We start from the raw sequence: 16,723 nt of genomic DNA on the forward strand, positions 1-16,723 counted from the left end.
CAGCGCGCTGCATGGCAAGTCTGCGCCGCATGAAGACGGTATTTCAATCCCCGGTCGATCCGGATTTCGTACAAAACCCCTACCCGTTCTATGGTCAGGCGCGCGCGAGCGGTGACCTGGTCTTTTGGGACGATTATGGGAAGGTCGCAGCGGTGTCACACCATGCAGTATCGGCCCTTCTGAAAGACCGCCGCTTTGGGCGTGAGGTGCCAGAAGAATTGCAAACACCTGGACCAGCACATCTGGCACCGTGGCTGGCGGTCGAGGCACACTCGTTGCTCGAAGCAGAACCGCCGAGGCATACACGCTTGCGGGCGCTGGTGATGCGGGCATTCACGTCGCGGGCAATTGCGGCGCTGGAACCTTCGATTCGCGACCTAACTCATTCTTTGATTGACGCTTTTCCCGATGAACCCTTTGATCTTCTTTCCGCCTATTGCACGCAAGTTCCGGTCATAACGATCTGCCGCCTGCTGGGCGTGCCCGAGGAAATGTCACCCAACCTGCTGCGCTGGTCCCATGATATGGTAGCAATGTATCAGGCCAGCCGTACACCTGAGACCGAAACTGCCGCCGCTACTTCTTCGCAGGAATTCACCAACTTTTTGATGGGCTACATTGAGCAACGCCGCAACGATCCACAAGACGACCTAATCACACGATTGATTGTGGCCGAGGAAGATGGCGAGAAGTTATCGCTCGAAGAGTTGGTCGCCACCTGCATCCTGCTTTTGAATGCCGGGCACGAGGCGACCGTGCACTCGCTTGGAAATGGCGTGAAGACCGTTCTGCGACTTGGCGTCAGCCCCCAAGTCTTTTTGCCTGACAGCATCGATTGCACAGTCGAAGAGATTTTGCGCTATGATCCGCCGCTACATATGTTCACCCGCTATGCTTATGAAGACATAGATGTTTTCGGGCACAGCTTTAAACGCGGAGATGAGGTTGCGCTGCTATTGGGCGCGGCAAACCGGGACCCCGCGGTCTGGACTGACCCGGACAGGTTTGATCCCAGCCGGGCCATTGTCACAAACACCAGTTTCGGTGCTGGTCTGCATTTTTGCGTTGGTGCTCCGCTGGCCCGCATGGAAATGCGAGTCGCGCTGTCCACGTTGTTTGAACGCTGTCCGAACCTGCGCCTGAGCGCCGATCCGGAGTATTCGAACACCTACCATTTCCACGGGCTGACCAGATTGATGGTGCAGACTTAGCTTTGGATCAATGCGTTCAAGGGCAGCATGGTCGTCGATTTGATTTCCTCCATAGACAGCAAAGCAGTCACATTGTGAACGCGCACTTCTGAAATCAGCGCCTGATAGAACTCATCATAGGCACGCGCGTTCTTGACCCGCACCTTAAGGATATAATCGATGTCACCCGCCAACCTGTGCGCCTCTTGCACTTCGGGCCTGTCGCGCAGGGCTTTGAGAAACTTGTGCTGCCAGTCGGCTTCATGCTCTGAGGTACGGATCAACACAAAGAATGTGGCCTCAAATCCCAGTGCTTCGGCGTCCAATAATACGGTCTGCTGACCGATCACACCGGCTCCTTTCAGCTTGCGTATCCGATTCCAGACCGGGGTCTTGGAACTACCGACACGGGCGGCTATTTCGTCCAGCGATTGGCTTGCGTCCCGCTGCAGCTCGACCAGAATTTTCCGATCCGTATCGTCAATCCGCACCGACATTCCAAATTTCCTTTCGTTTCGAAACGAACGTTCCCAAGGCCAGCTCAGACAGAACGTTTGTCCTTATTTACCCGCCCATATGGCGTATCTGCGGGAATATTTCCTATATTGCAATCCAAGTCAAACCACACTCGGGACAAGAAATGCAGCTTACGCAATCATACGATGGCACAGGACATGTCGACTTTGTCGGCGCGGGTCCCGGCGATCCGGAATTGCTGACGCTCAAGGCGCTAAATGCCTTCGAGCGCGCGGACGTTGTACTTCATGACCGTCTGATCAGCGCTGAGGTTCTGGCACTGGCCGGCAAGACCGCCCAACTGGTCGATGTCGGCAAGGCAGGTTTCGGCCCGTCGTGGAAACAGGAAGACATTGACGCCCTGCTGGTCGATTACGCCCTGAAAGGTCAGCGCGTCGTTCGCCTGAAATCCGGCGACCCGACCGTGTTTGGACGCTTAGATGAAGAGATTGAGGCGGTCGAGGCTGCTGGCATATCTTGGCGGATCGTACCAGGCATCACTGCTGCGTCGGCGGCGGTTGCAGGGATTGGTCAAAGCCTGACACGGCGAGGCCGCAATTCTTCGGTCCGTTTTCTGACCGGCCACGACATGAAAGGGTTTGCGGATCACGACTGGACTGCCTTGGCACGCGCCGGTTCAGTGGCCGCGATTTACATGGGCAAAAAGTCCGCTCGTTTCATTCAGGGCCGCCTGATCATGCACGGTGCAGATCGCCAGACGCCGGTGACGTTGGTTGAAAATGCTACGCGCCCCGACCAGCGCATTCTGGAAACGACTCTGGACCAGTTGCCCTCCGATTTGAACGCCGCCGAAATGGACGGCCCTACCCTGACATTTTATGGCCTCGCCCCACGGCAGGCGGCCGTGGCCCTGACCGAATTCAAGAAGGAGCACGCCTGATGGCCCGCGCTTTTACCCCCAAAGTAGTGACCGCCAACGACCTGTTGGAAGGTGACGTCATTTATCTGACTGAAGACGACCGGTGGTCTCGGGAGTTGTCCGAGGCCGAGCTGATCACTGATGAAGCGCATGCTCAGGTGCGCCTGCTGGATGCCACACGTCAGGCCAGCAAAATCGTTGGTGCCTATCTTGCCGATGCCGTCGCCGGCGACAACGGCCCCGAGCCAACCCATTTCCGGGAAGACTTCCGCCGCACTGGTCCGTCCAACTATGCCCACGGCAAACAGGAAACTTCCCCGCAGCCCCGGGCCTGACCTCTGGCCCTTCTCTCTCCCCTTCTCAAGGCCCCACGGTTCGGGGCTGCAACTAAGGACAGCTAATCATGTATCGCTACTCCGAGTTCGACACAGCATTTTTGGCAGAACGTAACGCGCAGTTCCGCGCGCAGGTCGAGCGCCGCATTGACGGCTCGCTGACCGAGGATGAATTCAAACCCCTGCGCCTAATGAACGGCCTGTATCTGCAGTTGCACGCATATATGCTGCGGGTCGCTATCCCCTATGGCACACTGTCCAGCGCGCAGATGCGCCAACTGGCCCTGCTGGCCGAGAAGTGGGACAAGGGCTATGGCCATTTCACCACCCGCCAGAACATCCAGTACAACTGGCCCAAGCTGAATGACGTGCCCGATATGCTGGACGCTTTGGCCGAGGTCGGCATGCACGCCATCCAGACCTCGGGCAACACTATCCGCAACGTGACTGCGGACCATTTCGCTGGTGCCGCCGCGGATGAGATCGCCGATCCTCGCCCCTATGCGGAATTGCTCCGCCAGTGGTCGACCGACCACCCGGAATTCCAGTTCATGCCGCGTAAGTTCAAGATCGCCATCACCGGTTCGGAAAATGACCGTGCCGTGATCAAGGCGCATGACATCGGCTTGCAACTGGTCGAGCGTGATGGCGTTCTGGGTGCCCGCGTTATCGTGGGTGGTGGCCTGGGACGTACCCCGATGATCGGTAAAGAACTGTCCGAATTCGTCGCCTTTGACGACCTGCTGGCTTATCTGGAAGCCACTGTTTCCGTGTGGAACCAGATCGGCCGCCGCGACAACAAGTACAAAGCTCGCATCAAGATCACCGTGCATGAGCATGGCATCGACGCGATCCGCGCCAAGGTTAACGAACGCTTCCTGAAAGTTCGCCCGCAGTTCAAGGGCGCAGACATGAACCTGTTGGAAGAGATCAAGGGCCACTTTGCCCCGCCAACCTTCCGTGAAGCCTCGGTTGCGTCGTTCGAAAGTGCCTACACCAACGATCCGGTCTTCCGCTCTTGGGTCGATACCAACATCGCGCCGCACAAGAACGCGGACCACGCGATCGTCACGATCTCGATCAAGAAGCACGGCCAGACGCCGGGCGATGCAACCGCCGAACAGATGCGTGTAATGGCTGATCTGGCCGAAGAGTTCGCCTATGACGAATTGCGTATCAGCCATGAGCAGAACGTGATCCTGCCGCATGTCCACAAATCGGACCTGCCCGCGATCCATGCGAAGCTGAAAGAGTACGAACTGGCAACCGCCAATATCGGCCTGATCAGCGATATCATCGCCTGCCCCGGCATGGATTACTGCGCGCTGGCGACAGCCCGTTCGATCCCGGTTGCTCAAGAGATTGCGACCCGTTTTGATGAGCTGAAGCTGGAGCATGACATTGGTCACCTGAAGATCAAAATCTCGGGCTGCATCAACGCATGTGGTCACCACCATGTCGGTCACATCGGCATCCTGGGTCTGGATCGCGCTGGCGTCGAGAACTACCAGATCACTCTGGGTGGTGACGCAACCGAAACAGCCGCCGTTGGCGACCGCACCGGTCCAGGCTTTGCCTATGATGAGATCGTGCCAGCCGTTGAGCGCATCGTGGACACTTATCTGGAACAGCGTGACAGCGCCGAAGAAACGTTTCTGGAAACCTATCGCCGCGTAGGCATGGCACCGTTCAAGGCGGCGCTTTACCCCGAGGCGCAGGCCAATGCCGCTTGACCTGATCCAGACGGAACTGGGCAAAGACCGCGCGGAGCTGACCGAACAGGTCGACGCGCTTAACGCCCGGTTCCGCCATCACAGCGCCCATGATGTCATGCACGGCGCGCTGGAAGAGATCGAAGAACTGGCCCTTGTGTCCAGTTTCGGTGCCGAGTCGGTCGTGTTGCTGCACATGGCGGCGGTAGTCGACAAGATGACGCCGGTGCTATTCGTGGACACGCAGATGCTGTTCACCGAAACGCTGGAATATCAGCAAGAGGTCAGCGAACGTCTGGGGCTGAAAAACGTCCGCATCATCCGCGCCGAGGATGAAGATGTGGAACGCGAAGACCCCTATGGGGCGCTGCGCCTGGGTGACACCGATGCGTGCTGCAACCTGCGCAAGACTTTCCCGCTGCAAAAGGCACTGGCGGGGTATGGTGGCTGGATTTCCGGTCGCAAACGGTTCCAATCGGGCACACGCGCCGCACTTGACTTCTTTGAGGTCGAAGACGGCACCGGCCGGATCAAGGTCAACCCGCTGGCCCATTGGGCGCCCGAGGATGTGCGCGCCTATATGGACGAAAACAACCTGCCCCGGCATCCGTTGGTGGCTAAAGGTTACCCCTCTATCGGCTGTGCGCCCTGCACCTCGCCGGTCAAAGAAGGCGAAGACCCCCGCGCCGGACGCTGGCGCGATCAGAACAAAGAAGAATGCGGCATTCATTTTGTCGACGGCAAAATGGTGCGCGCTGGAGAAAAAAAATGAACGTAATCGTAACGGATGAGGGGTTCGCCCCCGACGACTGGACAGATGGCTTTGTCACGCTTGAGGACGCAGCCAATGATGTCGTGGCGCTGGACGTGGCGTCGGACACTGACCCCGATGAGCTTGTCGACCGCCTCGGCAGCGCCCGGATGGTCCGTGTGGATTTCCCGTCTTCGGCGGATGGTCGCGGCTTTACCATCGCCCGCGTGTTGCGCCTAAAAGGCTACACCGGTCGTTTGCGGGCCAGAGGTCATGTTCTGGCTGACCAATACGCCATGGCGCGCCGCAGCGGGTTTGATGAGGTCGAAATCGACGACGCGCTTGCCAACCGCCAGCCCGAAGATCAGTGGCTGGCCCGCGCCGATTGGAAAGACCACAACTATCAGGCCCGCCTGCGCGGCTAAGATCGCCAATCGCCAGCTTGTGACTTCAAAGGGGCATTTAGCCCCTTTTCCTGACTTGGATCAAAGATTAAACGGAGATGTCGGTTTACCCAGCCGATAGTGAAACGATGACAGAGATGAAACCCGTGACCGAAGTAACCGCCGTCAAGGCCCCCGTCCTTCCGGACGCACAGACCGTAACAGACGTCAAACATTGGACCGACAGCCTGTTTTCCTTCAAGGTGTCGCGTCCCGCCTCGCTGCGGTTCCGGTCGGGAGAGTTCGTGATGATCGGCCTGCTAGGCGACAACGGCAAACCTTTGCTGCGCGCTTATTCCATCGCCTCGCCTTCGTGGGACGAAGAGCTGGAATTCTACTCGATCAAGGTCCAGGACGGCCCGCTGACCTCAAAGTTGCAGCACATCAAGCCGGGTGATCAGATCATCTTACGGCCCAAGCCCGTTGGCACGCTGGTCCACGACGCCCTGCTACCCGGTAAGCGCCTTTGGTTCTTTGCTACCGGAACAGGTTTCGCACCCTTCGCCTCGCTGCTGCGCGAGCCGCAGACTTATGAGGACTATGATGAGGTCATCATCACCCATACCTGCCGCGAAGTTGGCGAACTGGAATATGGACGTCAGCTGATCGAAAACATCCGTCAGGACGAAATGCTGGCCGAGCTGATGGGCGAAGGATTTGCGGACAAGATCCGCTATTATCCGACCACCACGCGAGAAGAGAGCCCTAAGATGGGTCGCATCACCGAGCTGCTGAAAGATGGCACGGTCTTTGCCGATCTGGGCATCGAAGGCGGCATCAAACCGGATACTGACCGGGCGATGGTTTGTGGTTCGCTGGCCTTCAACCTCGACATCAAAGAGATTCTGGAAGAGTTCGGCCTGCGCGAAGGTGCCAATTCCGAACCCAAGGAATTTGTCATCGAAAAAGCCTTTGTTGGTTAATCCAACACGCCAGTCCGGGGCAATTTACCCCGGACTGGCGAAAAACCCCTGACAAAACCCGGAATTTTCGGACTGGCCTGTACTTATGCCGCTTGAAACGGCGTGCAGGCCAGTCTAAATTCCGACCTCGAAATTCTGCAATTATCAAAGGAATGAACCCATAGCTCGCAGACCTCACAACGCGCCGCCGCAGAGAGACACCGGCCCCCGCGTCAATGACAAGATCCGTGCCCCTGAAATTCGCCTGATTGGCGCCGAAGGCGAAAACGTCGGGGTGGTTCATCCCGCCAAAGCCATGCAGATGGCCGCAGATGCCGGACTTGATCTGGTCGAGATCTCGCCGAATGCGAACCCGCCGGTCTGCAAGATCATGGACTTTGGCAAGTTCAAATATGAGCAGCAGAAGCGCGAAAGCGAAGCTCGTAAGAAGCAAAAGATCATCGAGGTGAAAGAGGTCAAGTTCCGGCCCAACACCGACACGCATGACTACGATGTCAAAATGCGGAACGTGTTCAAGTTTCTTGAGAACGGCGACAAGGTCAAAGTCACTTTGCGTTTCCGTGGCCGCGAGATGGCGCACCAGAATCTTGGACGTGAGCTTCTGGAGCGTGTGGCAGCCGATACCAAAGAAATCGGCAAGGTTGAAAACATGCCGAAGATGGAAGGTCGTCAGATGATCATGATGATCGGCCCGCTGCCGCAGAAGTAATCGCGGTGCATATCGAATTCGAAACCCTGTCAGATACGCTCTGACAGGGTTTTTTGTTGGTATCAGGCACAGCGCGCGGCAATACCGCGCGGAACGCTTCAGCTCGGGATCGAGGCCGAGATTGCCCGGCTAAGCTTGCCGACAAGCTCGTCTAATTGCGTGTCTTCGATAATGAACGGCGGTGCCAGAAGGACGTGATCACCGAGACGTCCGTCCCGGGTGCCAGACATCGGATAACAGATCAGCCCCTCGGCCAGCGCCGCCTTCTTAATTTTGCCCGCAACACCGTGGGATGGATCAAACGGCGTTTTTGTTTCTCGGTCGGCCACCAGCTCCAGCCCTCGGAACAACCCTCTGCCTCGAACGTCCCCAACATGCGGATGTTGTGCAAACTCGGCCCGCAACGCCGCTTGCAGCTTGCCGCCCATAGCGTCGGCGCGTTGGGGCAGTTGGCGCGTGGTCAGTTCGGTGACAACAGCCAAGGCCGCAGCCGTTGCAACCGGGTGACCGATATAGGTGTGACCGTGCTGAAAGAAACCAGATCCATCGCGAATTGCTTCATAGATTTTTTCGCTACACATCATTGCGCCAATCGGCTGGTACCCGGCACCCAACCCTTTGGCAATGCACAGAATGTCCGGTGCGACGCCATCATGATCGCAAGCGAACAAATGGCCGGTCCGACCCATACCGCACATTACTTCATCAAGGATCAAAAGAACCTCGTATTGATCACAGATCTCGCGAATACGCTGGAAATACCCTTCAACCGCAGGCACCGCACCCAGCGTCGCCCCCACGACAGGTTCCGCCATGAACGCCATAACAGTTTCAGGGCCCAGGCGAAGGATCTCTGCCTCCAACTCATTCGCGACGCGTTGACCGTAATCAAAACTGCTCTCATCATCGCGCTTTTCTGCGTATTCGAAACATGGCGCGATATGCGTCATCTCAATCAGCATCGGGGCAAACTGCGCCCGCCGCCATTCATTGCCCCCGGCCGACAACGCACCCAGCGTGTTCCCGTGATAGCTCTGCCGCCGTGCGATCACGCGGCGACGCTCGGGCTGACCAATTTCAAGAAAATATTGCCGAGCAAGCTTCATAGCCGCTTCTGTCGCCTCGGAACCGCCCGAGACAAAATAAACACGATCCAGGTCACCCGGCGCATGTTCAACCAGCAGATCAGCCAGCGCCTCGGCAGGTTCGGAAGTCATGAAACCGGTATGCGCAAATGCGATCTGTTCAACCTGCCGCTGCACGGCCTCAATAACAGCCGGGTTCGAATGGCCAAGGCACGACACAGCAGCATCACCACAATCCAGATAGCGCTTCCCCTGACCGTCAATCAGGTAGCATCCATCGCCGCCAACAGCGACTGGAAGAATTGATTTGGTGTGGCGTGGAAAAACGTGACTCATAGCAAAGTTCCTTTCAAAGCCGCGATCAGCGCCGAAACCGACGCCGCATTGTTCGCCCAGGTATTTCCGTCCCGGTCGGTCAGGCTGTTTTCAAATCCGACCCGTACATCCCCACCGCGCTCCGCTGCTGCCAAAAGACAAGCATGCTCTTGCCTTCCGAACGCGCAAACCATCCAACGGGACGCGTTTTGCGGAAAGTGGTCAAGGTCTTGTGGCGTGGATTCCTGTCCTGAAGTGTACCGTCCCAAAACCAGCAACCGATCAGTTTGTCCGTCGCGTACGACCCCACGGGCCTGCCAATCCACCAGCAAAGCCGCGTCTTCATCGTTATAGAGAATGTGCTGAACGCGCGTCCCCTGCTCGGCGCACAATCCATATACCTTGTCCGCCAAATCTGGGGCTCGCGCAATTTCGCGGACCGAGATCGAGGCCCAATTCGGCTTTACTTGCTGCAAACACTGAAACTGGGCTGGGACATCAAATATACCCGCTGCTTCGGTCGTAATCTGAATGTCCACCGTGGGCACCGCACGCCGAAATTCGGACATCGTCTCAAGGTAACGCCCGGCATCCAACGAGTGCTGCCCCTGATCATCGCGCACATGCAGGTGAATTCCATCTGCTCCTGCCCGATAGCAGCTTTGCGCGGCGGCTACGATTTCGGGCAACGAAACTGGAAGCTGGGCGTGATCTACGTGCCCCCTGCGTGCACCGTTCGGCGCTACCAAAACATAAGGCATTTGTGTTTGTGACAGTGTTTCGGACATAAGAATAACCTTTGCGATTGCTAATCCAGTTAACGACCTCACGCTCGTTTTCAATTTACATTTTTCATAACATTTGTTTTTCTTTTCGCATGTCCATAGCCCCGAACCAACTCACCGACATCTTGCGACGGCAGATAGACCAGCTGCCTCCTGGATTGCAGATGGCCGCAAAGTACATTCTGGATCATCCTGCAGATTTCGGGCTGGATCCAATCCGGGAAACTGCAGCAAAGATCGGCGTCAGCTCGAACGTTCTGGTGCGGCTGGCACATCGGATGGGGTTTGATGGCTTTGACGCCCTTCGTGCTCCGTTTCGCGATGCTTTGGTCACGGATAGCGAGGATAACCTCAGCCAAAGCTGGCTTGCCGACATGCAGTACGATGACACATTCAGTGCTGCGCAGTCGAAATTCGCACAGAACGCACAGAACGTCGTAATGCGATCCCTGCGGTTAATGAACCCTGACCGCGTCAGGCAGGCCGTCAAAATCATGACATCTGCAGACAGGTGCTTTGTCACTGCCACGCGCGCAAGCTATGCCTTGTCTTACTATTTTTCTTATGCCGGGCGTATGGCGCATCCCGGTCTCCAGCTTGTTCCCCGCCACATGGGGTCCGCATCAGACGATCTGCTGGATGCAAATCCAAAAGACTGCCTGATCGCCATCACTGTCCACCCCTATTCCGCCGACACCATCCAATCGATGCGACTGGCGCGGCGCATGAACATGCCGATCATCCTGATTGCCGATAGCGAAGTCATCGCACCCGGGATCGAACCGGATGTGGTCTTCCCGGTCAGCACGCGGTCCCTGCATCACTTCTCAAGCTATGCAGGGGCTATGGTGGTTCTGGAATGTCTTCTGGGCCACCTGTTTCAAGCGGGCGGCGATGCGGCGCGCGATCGTGTGGACAGTTACCAGAAGTCCCGAGAGGACACCGGTGCCTATTGGCGGCCATCCCAACCGCCCAAAATAAGACGCACATGAAAAAACCCCGGCCACAAGGACCGGGGCTTTTGTTTGAGTGTTTTCAGCTCACATACAGGCTTCAATGGCCCGCTTGGTCATGACACTGACCAGATGCGCGCGATACGCCTTGCTACCGTGCAAATCGCCAATCATGTTCGCGGGATTGATGCTCAGCCCCGTCAGGGCATCCTGCCGAAACTCCTTGTTAAGGGCTTCTTCGGCCTCGGACCACCTGAATACACCGTCCTCGCTGGCGCCGGTCACGGCAACGCGAACACCGTCCGCGAAACGCGCCAGATACACTCCGACCAGTGCAAAGCGCGAAGCGGGTTGCAGGAACTTCTGGTAGCTGGCCGCTTTTGGGACCGGGAAATTGACCGTCGTGATGATCTCACCCTCGTCCAGAGCCGTCGTAAACATGCCCTGGAAGAAGTCGTCCGCCGTGATCTGGCGATTATTGGTGATGATCGTAGCACCTGATCCCAAAGCGCCCGCAGGATAGCAGGCGGCCGGATCGTTGTTAGCCAGCGATCCACCAATAGTGCCGCGATTGCGCACAGCAGGATCGCCGATCTGTCCTGCCAGCGCTGCCAGCGCCGGATAATTGCTGGCCGCCTCTGACGCGACAGTTGCGTGGGTTGTTGCACCACCAATAGCCACTGATCCGTCATCCTCGATACAGACGCCCTGCATGTCAGGAATCCCACCAAGCGACACCAGTGTTGACGGCGCTGCCAATCGCTGTTTCAGCGTTGGGATCAACGTTTGGCCACCCCCCAACGCCTGTGCATCCTCGCCTCCCAATGCCGAAACGGCATCCGCAATTGTCGAGGGCTTCTCAAACTCGAAATTGTACATTTCGCTTTTCCTTTCCGAAAGGCGTGGATCCGCCCTTCATCTGGCTATAAATATCCCGGGGGTCTGGGGGCAGAGCCCCCAGCCTACCCAACCAATCAGCTGTTCATCGCCGCCCAGACACGTGACGGGCTCATCGGCATATCGATGTGATCGACCGCCTTGCCGCCCGAGTTCAGCGCGTCCAGCACCGCGTTTACTACTGCAGGCGGTGAACCGATTGCTCCGGCTTCACCGCAGCCCTTCACACCTAACGGGTTATGCGTACAGGGCGTCTGGCTGGAATGATCGACACCATAGAAAGGCACGTCATCCGCGCGCGGCATCGCATAATCCATGAAAGACGCGCTCAGCAACTGACCGTTTTCGTCATAGGCACAGTTTTCCAACAGTGCCTGACCAATACCCTGACCGATACCACCATGGACCTGACCGTCGACGATCATTGGATTGACGATGTTGCCAAAGTCGTCAGCGGCAGTGAAAGACTCGATCGTCACCTGACCGGTCTCGGGGTCAACCTCGACCTCGCACGCATATGCGCCGGCCGGGTAAGTAAAGTTGGCCGGGTCGTAAAACGCGGTCTCCTCCAACCCTGGCTCAACTTCCAGCGGATAGTTGTGCGGAACATAAGCTGTCAGTGTCACATCACCCCAAGCCACCGATTTGTCGGTGCCCGCGACGCTGAACTGACCGTCCTTAAGCTCGATATCGGCCTCGGATGCTTCCAGAAGGTGGGCTGCGATCTTCTTCGCTTTCTCGATCACCTTTTCCGTCGCCTTTACCATGGCCGAGCCACAGACGGCCAGAGAACGCGAGCCATACGTGCCCATTCCAAATGGGATCTTGGACGTATCGCCATGAACGATCTCGACCATCGACTCGTCGATACCGATCATGTCAGCCACAACTTGCGGGAAGGCGGTCTCATGCCCCTGCCCGTGGCTGTGTGCTCCGACCATGACACTGATCGAACCGGTGGCGTTCACCCGCACTGTCGCCGCATCATAGAGACCCGCTCGGGCGCCCAACATGCCGACGATGTTCGACGGCGCGATGCCGCAGGCTTCGATATAGCAGTTGATGCCAAGGCCACGCAGCTTGCCATTGGCCTCACTGGCAGAGCGGCGTGCAGCGAAACCAGCCAGATCGGCAGCAGCCTCAAGCTTGTCCATCGTACCGTTGTAGTCCCCGGTGTCGTAGGTCAGCGCGACGGGCGTGTCATAGGGGAACTGGGTGACAAAGTTCTGACGGCGCAGGGCAATCGGATCGACGCCCAACTCTCGTGCAGCTTTATCAACAACACGTTCCAGCTGATAAGTCGCTTCGGGACGGCCAGCGCCACGATAGGCGTCCACCGGCACCGTGTTGGTGAACATCGCCTTCACGTTCACCTGAATGACCGGCGTTTTGTAATTGCCCGCCATCAGTGTTCCGTGCAGCCAGGTCGGAACCGAGCTGGAAAAGGTCGACAGATAAGCTCCCAAGTTGGCATAGGTGTTGGTGCGCAGGCCGGTGAAGTTGTTGTCCGCATCCAGCGCCAGTTCGATCTTGCTGACATGGTCGCGGCCATGGGCATCGGACATAAACGCCTCGGACCTGCTTGAGGTCCACTTGACCGGGCGATTACAGGCCTTGGCGGCGAAGGTGCAGAACGCCTCTTCCGCATAGTGGAAGATCTTGGTTCCAAAACCACCACCAACATCCGGGGCCACCACGCGCACTTTATGTTCGGGCAGGCCTAGAACAAAAGCACACATCAGCAGGCGGATCACATGCGGGTTCTGCGAGGTGGTGAAGAGCGTGTATTCGTCCGTACCACGCTTGTACTCACCCACCGCCACGCGCGGCTCCATCGGGTTGGCGACGAGGCGGTTGTTTACCAGATCCAGCGTCGTTACGTGGGCTGCGTTGGCAAAGACGTCATCGACCTTGGCGTCGTCCGTCTCACCCAATTGCCAGTCATAGCAGATGTTGTTCTTTAGATCGTCATGAACCAGCGTCGACCCATCCTGAGCAGCAGCTTTCATGTTCATGACAGCCGGCAGTTCTTCGATATCCAAATCGATCGCCTCGGCCGCATCACGGGCCTGTTCGAGGCTGTCGGCCACAACGGCCGCAATCGGGTCACCCACATGGCGCACCTTGCCTTGTGCCAAAATGGGGTGCGGCGGCTCCTGCATAGGTGCGCCGTGCTTGTCGGTCACTTCCCAACCGCAGGGCATCCCGCCCACACCTTCGAAATCCTTGCCGGTGAAAACCTTGACCACGCCCGGCATGCTTTCAGCTGCAGAGGTGTCGATGTTTTTGATCCGTCCATGCGCGATGTCGGACCGTAGGAAATGTACATAGGCCTGGCCATGTACGTTGATGTCGTCGGTATAATTGCCCGCTCCGGTCAGAAAGCGTACGTCTTCGCGCCGCTTGGAACTGGCTCCGATGCCACTGTCTTTGGGCATTGCTTGTTCTCCTCCCATAAACGGATGCTCTGCATCCTATGTCTTCCCACGGGCGCTTCATCGGACGCCCGCAGCGGCATCATTCGGCAGCGATGCTGCTGACGTCCTGACCAGATGCGGCCATGATCGCCTTGACAATGTTGTGGTAGCCGGTGCAACGGCACAGGTTGCCTTCCAGATACTTGCGCACCTCGGCTTCGGTCGGGCGCGGGTTTTCCTTCAGCAGTGCCGCAGCACTCATGACCATTCCCGGTGTGCAGAAACCGCATTGCAGGCCGTGATGGTCCTGAAATGCCTGCTGAATCACGTTCAGCGAGCCATCCTGGTTAGCCTGCCCTTCGATCGTGCCCACATCGGCCCCGTCTGCTTCAAGCGCCAGCATATTGCAGGACTTCACCGCCTCGCCGTTCACATGGACAACACACGCGCCGCATTGCGCTGTATCGCAACCCACGTGAGTGCCAGTGAGATTGAGATGCTCGCGTAAAAAACCGGACAACAGCGTCCGACCTTCCACCTCACCGCTCACGGTCTTACCGTTCACGGTCATTGAGACCTTGGTCATAAGATCCTCCCCTATTGGCTTTTATCGCTATCGCCGAGTTAAACACGGGAAAATTTGTTTGAGAACAAAAATATTTAGCGCCAATATCCGACGTTCGTAGGGGTCGTCTTTTCCATCTCAGCCGCCTAAGAAGAAAAGCTAAATTGCTACATCACCTTTTGCGCGATGCGCGTGGTTGCGGCCGTGTCGGGATTTCTTTCAACAGCCCGCCAACCCCCATCCCAGCAATGTCCGCGCCGGTTGTTTCGATGCCGCAAGCAACCCGCGACAGGACCCAATCCGCGCCGTTCAATGCGGGCGAACGGGCGCATCCGGGCAATCCGATTACTGGCCTCGGGCCGAGTGATCCAAGAAACAGCAGATTGCCGGGGTCGACTGGCATGCCGAACCTGTCCACTTGACCGCCAGCCGCCCGCACGGCCTGAGGTGCCACATCAAATACATCAGATGTGGCAGAGCCGGTCAGGATCATCACAATGTCACCGGCAGCCTCTGAGATAGCCTGCGACAGCGGTTCGGCTTTGTGTGGAACGATCCGTACATCGCTGAGGTCCATGCCAAGGGTTTCCACCCGACCGCGAATTGCTGCGATCCCCTTTTCGTTGGGGGGACCTCCGGGAATATCCGTGACGATCAGCCCTGCCGTTTTATGGACCGGTGCCATCAGACGAATCGAAGCCCTGGCCAGACCAGCGGCCTGCACGACGTCATCCTTTGGAACGGCATAGGATATCACCTTGATCGTGGCGGCCATCCCGCCCGGGCCCATCTGTTGATATTGCGGCACCGTCGCTACTGTGATCATCGGGTTGACGCAGTTGAACTCCTGCAGGGCCGCAACGTCCAATTCGACAACACCCGGCCCGTCGGCCAGCAGGTTCACGCGCCCGGTAAACGGCTGCGTTACACGTAATCCGGCAGCGTTTGGATCAGGCGCAAGTGCAGCGGCCAACATTTCTGCCGCCTCATCCTCATGGCAATCGCCGGGCTCAAGCTGCGCCACCGTGACCTCATCATATCCAGCTGCACCCAGCTGAGCGCCATGTTCGGCAGTCAGCAGCAGTCCTTTGCGCAACTTGGCATCCCGCACCTGGACGGAGTGTGCAAGGATCGCGCCGGTGGCCTCAGCGACAGGAACGGGGCCGAATTTCACGCCTTGCCCCGCAGCACAGCCGTCATCTGGGCGAGGATGGCCACCGCGATCTCGGACGGATCCGCCGCACCGATGTCCAATCCAATAGGTCCGTGGATCTGAGCAATCTGTTTGTCCGTAAATCCCGCCTCTTTCATGCGAGCAACCCGCTTGGCATGCGTACGCGTGGACCCCAGAGCCCCGATATAGAACACGCCCGCCTTCAACGCAGATTCCAAAGCCGGGTCGTCCAATTTGGGGTCATGCGTCAGCAAAACAACAGCGGTTCGCGTGTCCATGCCCAAGTTGGCCACCGCCTCGTCCGGCCAATCAGTCAGGATGGTTTCGCCCGGAAAACGGGCTCCAGAGGCAAAGGCGTCGCGCGGGTCGATTATGGCCGGATCATATCCGGCGATCCGGGCCATTGGAACCAGCGCCTGCGCAATGTGCACTGCCCCCACTATTATCAATCGCAGTGGAGGGTTGTGGACTGCAACAAATGTCTGCCCGTCCTCCTCAAAACCTGATCGGTCCATGCGCATTCGGTCTGAATAGGCTTTGCGCCGCAAAGCCCGATGACCGGTTTCGGTATTAACTTCATAGGCCACCGGTTCCCGCTGTGCGCGGGCTTTGACCAGATCTCGCAACATGGATTCTGGCAGGACCGAACCGATAGGTTCCACTAAAACACGGATCGTTCCGCCACAGGCCAGACCCACAGCAAATGCATCCTCGTCACTGACACCAAATTCCAACAGACGTGCCTCACCCTCGTCCATCGCTTCAAGCGCTTCGACGATGACCGCTCCTTCGACACAGCCACCGGACACCGAACCTTCGATGCGACCATCTGCGGCAATCACCAACTGAGCCCCGACACGGCGCGGCGCGCTGCCCCAGGTTTCAACCACCGTGGCCAGCGCGGTTGGATGGCCTTCGTCATGCCATTTAAGAGCCGTCTCTGGGCTGTTGTCGAATCTGTCCATTGCACCCTCCCGGCGTGTTCTGATCCAACATAGGCAGGTTTGGCGCAATGAAAAGTAAGCCTTAAGGCCAATATCGAATCTTCCCCAACCCTCAAACGCAACGACCTG

Annotated in this window: 17 protein-coding genes; 9 read left to right on the forward strand and 8 right to left on the reverse strand. The window is 57.7% G+C overall.

Going from position 1 to position 16,723, the window contains the following annotated elements; all coding sequences use genetic code 11:
• Positions 1–29: 29 nt before the first annotated feature.
• Positions 30–1,211: a cytochrome P450 gene (locus GOW92_RS02130; protein ID WP_170557541.1), complete on the forward strand. Its 1,182-nt coding sequence runs from the start codon at positions 30–32 to the stop codon at positions 1,209–1,211.
• Here the strand turns inward: GOW92_RS02130 and GOW92_RS02135 are convergent.
• Positions 1,208–1,687: an Lrp/AsnC family transcriptional regulator gene (locus GOW92_RS02135; protein ID WP_170557543.1), complete on the reverse strand. Its 480-nt coding sequence runs from the start codon at positions 1,685–1,687 to the stop codon at positions 1,208–1,210. The genes GOW92_RS02130 and GOW92_RS02135 overlap by 4 nt on opposite strands.
• 143 nt (positions 1,688–1,830) lie before the next feature.
• On the opposite strand from GOW92_RS02135, the gene cobA reads away from it, so the two are divergent.
• The 7 genes from cobA to infC all read left to right on the forward strand — a co-directional run bounded on the left by cobA (position 1,831) and on the right by infC (position 7,459).
• The gene (gene cobA / locus GOW92_RS02140) at positions 1,831–2,607 is read left to right on the forward strand and encodes a uroporphyrinogen-III C-methyltransferase (RefSeq protein ID WP_170557545.1); all 777 of its coding nucleotides are present in this window, start codon (positions 1,831–1,833) and stop codon (positions 2,605–2,607) included.
• Positions 2,607–2,921 (forward strand): DUF2849 domain-containing protein, encoded by a 315-nt coding sequence (locus GOW92_RS02145; RefSeq protein ID WP_170557547.1) that lies wholly within the window; start codon positions 2,607–2,609, stop codon positions 2,919–2,921. The genes cobA and GOW92_RS02145 overlap by 1 nt, the downstream gene beginning before the upstream one ends.
• Positions 2,922–2,989: 68 nt before the next feature.
• On the forward strand, positions 2,990–4,654 hold the full coding sequence (locus GOW92_RS02150) for a nitrite/sulfite reductase (protein ID WP_170557548.1): 1,665 nt from the start codon (positions 2,990–2,992) through the stop codon (positions 4,652–4,654).
• Positions 4,644–5,405, forward strand: coding sequence for a phosphoadenylyl-sulfate reductase (locus GOW92_RS02155; protein WP_170557550.1), 762 nt, complete (start codon positions 4,644–4,646; stop codon positions 5,403–5,405). Before GOW92_RS02150 ends, GOW92_RS02155 begins: the two co-directional genes overlap by 11 nt.
• Entirely contained in the window at positions 5,402–5,809 is a 408-nt protein-coding gene (locus GOW92_RS02160; RefSeq protein WP_170557552.1) for a DUF934 domain-containing protein, read from the forward strand. Before GOW92_RS02155 ends, GOW92_RS02160 begins: the two co-directional genes overlap by 4 nt.
• Positions 5,810–5,916: 107 nt before the next feature.
• Complete coding sequence (locus tag GOW92_RS02165) at positions 5,917–6,750, forward strand: ferredoxin--NADP reductase (protein WP_170557554.1); 834 nt, start codon at positions 5,917–5,919, stop codon at positions 6,748–6,750.
• A 247-nt stretch (positions 6,751–6,997) separates the two neighbouring features.
• Positions 6,998–7,459 carry a translation initiation factor IF-3 gene (gene infC / locus GOW92_RS02170; RefSeq protein WP_438826307.1) on the forward strand — a complete coding sequence of 154 codons (462 nt, stop codon included), beginning with the start codon at positions 6,998–7,000 and terminating at the stop codon, positions 7,457–7,459.
• Positions 7,460–7,557: 98 nt separating this feature from the next.
• Here infC and GOW92_RS02175 read toward each other — a convergent pair whose 3' ends face one another.
• Entirely contained in the window at positions 7,558–8,880 is a 1,323-nt protein-coding gene (locus GOW92_RS02175; protein ID WP_170557556.1) for an aspartate aminotransferase family protein, read from the reverse strand.
• A complete protein-coding gene (locus tag GOW92_RS02180) occupies positions 8,877–9,647 on the reverse strand; it encodes a 3-keto-5-aminohexanoate cleavage protein (RefSeq protein WP_170557558.1) in 771 nt (256 codons plus the stop codon). The genes GOW92_RS02175 and GOW92_RS02180 overlap by 4 nt, the downstream gene beginning before the upstream one ends.
• A gap of 89 nt (positions 9,648–9,736) precedes the next feature.
• On the opposite strand from GOW92_RS02180, the gene GOW92_RS02185 reads away from it, so the two are divergent.
• Entirely contained in the window at positions 9,737–10,636 is a 900-nt protein-coding gene (locus tag GOW92_RS02185) for a MurR/RpiR family transcriptional regulator (RefSeq protein WP_170557560.1), read from the forward strand.
• A 48-nt stretch (positions 10,637–10,684) separates the two neighbouring features.
• On the opposite strand, the gene GOW92_RS02190 is transcribed toward GOW92_RS02185, so the two are convergent.
• The 5 genes from GOW92_RS02190 to GOW92_RS02210 form a co-directional block, all read right to left on the reverse strand.
• Positions 10,685–11,476, reverse strand: coding sequence for an FAD binding domain-containing protein (locus GOW92_RS02190; RefSeq protein WP_170557562.1), 792 nt, complete (start codon positions 11,474–11,476; stop codon positions 10,685–10,687).
• 95 nt (positions 11,477–11,571) lie between these two features.
• Positions 11,572–13,932, reverse strand: a complete 2,361-nt coding sequence (locus GOW92_RS02195; protein WP_170557564.1) for a xanthine dehydrogenase family protein molybdopterin-binding subunit — start codon at positions 13,930–13,932, stop codon at positions 11,572–11,574.
• Between the two features lie 79 nt (positions 13,933–14,011).
• Entirely contained in the window at positions 14,012–14,497 is a 486-nt protein-coding gene (locus GOW92_RS02200) for a (2Fe-2S)-binding protein (protein ID WP_170557566.1), read from the reverse strand.
• Positions 14,498–14,648: 151 nt separating this feature from the next.
• A complete protein-coding gene (locus GOW92_RS02205; protein WP_170557568.1) occupies positions 14,649–15,650 on the reverse strand; it encodes a molybdopterin-binding protein in 1,002 nt (333 codons plus the stop codon).
• Positions 15,647–16,615, reverse strand: a complete 969-nt coding sequence (locus tag GOW92_RS02210; protein ID WP_170557570.1) for an XdhC family protein — start codon at positions 16,613–16,615, stop codon at positions 15,647–15,649. The genes GOW92_RS02205 and GOW92_RS02210 overlap by 4 nt, the downstream gene beginning before the upstream one ends.
• Between the last annotated feature and the right edge of the window lie 108 nt (positions 16,616–16,723).

Origin of the sequence: Ruegeria atlantica (genome assembly GCF_013032505.1) — a bacterium.
Lineage (GTDB): Bacteria > Pseudomonadota > Alphaproteobacteria > Rhodobacterales > Rhodobacteraceae > Ruegeria > Ruegeria atlantica_F.